Origin of the sequence: Streptomyces sp. NPDC012510, from assembly GCF_042955065.1 — a bacterium.
Taxonomy (GTDB): domain Bacteria; phylum Actinomycetota; class Actinomycetes; order Streptomycetales; family Streptomycetaceae; genus Streptomyces.
The window spans coordinates 1-1,295 of the sequence record NZ_JBIBEN010000091.1; the positions used below are offsets into that span (position 1 = coordinate 1).

The 1,295-nt window shown below is 66.9% G+C and carries 1 protein-coding gene; it reads right to left on the bottom strand.

Features of this window, described 5'->3' with window-relative positions; translation table 11 throughout:
- Positions 1–1,283: family 43 glycosylhydrolase (locus ACFY9I_RS42535; RefSeq protein WP_391012916.1), on the bottom strand; the 1,283-nt coding region annotated here is incomplete at its 3' end.
- Positions 1,284–1,295 lie beyond the last annotated feature (12 nt).

Below are 1,295 nucleotides of genomic sequence, written 5' to 3' on the forward strand. Positions count from 1 at the left end.
AGTGAGAGCTGGTCGACGATGACGCCGCCCGAACCCGACGCCCGCACGGTGACGGTGGCGGCCCCGCCGGGCAGTTCGATGCCGGTGAGCTCGCGTTTGGTCCAGCCGCTCGACGACGGGATGCCGAGGGTGCGTTGGCTGCCGTCGGCGCCGGTGATCACGACCTGTCCGGCGCTGCCCCGAGCGTGCAGGGACAGGGTGTAGCTGCCTGCGGGCACCGACTCGATCCGCTGCTCGACGCCGCCGCTGTTGCTCACCTGGAGGGCGAAGCGAGACCCGTTCACCCCACCGTTGACGTTGGTCACCGAACCGCCGAGGTTCCGCCATCCCCGCACACTGGAGACGATGATGCGGTCGGCCTGGATGTCGGGGTTGAGGATGTGGTTGTTCGCCGGCCCGACACGCCACTCCCCGGTCGTGGCGTTGAACTGCCACTGGCTCACCGAGTGGAACTGCGGCCTCGCGCCGGTCTTGGTGATCGGCACCCACTGGTTGTACCCGATGCCGTTCCAGGCGAAGTCGGCCCAGCGGTCGCCGGCGTAGATCACCGTGTTCTGCTTGGTGCCCTTGACCGTCACGAAGAACCCGGTCTGGGTCACGTGGCTGTAGTCCATCTCGGTGCCGGCAAGGACGTACTCGCTGCTGTACGAGCCCTGAACGTTGCCGCCGGTCGACTCATTGACGTAGTTGACCGAGGTGTTCCAGCCGTGCAGGTCCGACGCCGCGTGGTAGTACTTGCCGTCGAGCTTGAACATGGCGTTCCCCTCGCGACCGGCACCGCGGCGGATCTCCACGCCTGGCTCGATCCGCAGCGAGTCGGACTCCCGGAACTTGGCCACGAAGCCGCGCGAGCGTCCTTCGCGGTTGGAGAAGATCAGGTAGTCCTTGCCGTCGTCGTCGGTGAAGACGGTCTGATCCCCCGTGCCGGTCGTGGGCGAGTTGGTGATCTGGGTCTGGAAGTAGCCGTAGTCGAAGGTGTCGGTGGGTGAGTCGCCCTGCAGCAGCAGAACGCCGTGCCCGCCCCTGCCCGTGTGCCACATCTGCACGGCGAGCACGTACTTGCCGGTGTTCTCGTTGTACGAGACGCCGAGCCGCCCGACCCAGCCCGCACCACCCAGGTTGGCGCCGCTGCCCACGCCGGTGGAGCGCGTCGCGACCCGGTTCTCGAACTTCCAGTTCACCAGGTCCTTGGACGAGTACACGGGGATCGAGACGAAGCTGACGTTCCCGTCGTACTTCCTCGTCGGATTGGCCCGGTAGAGCTCGGCGCCGGTGTAGTGCACGCCGTACCAGTA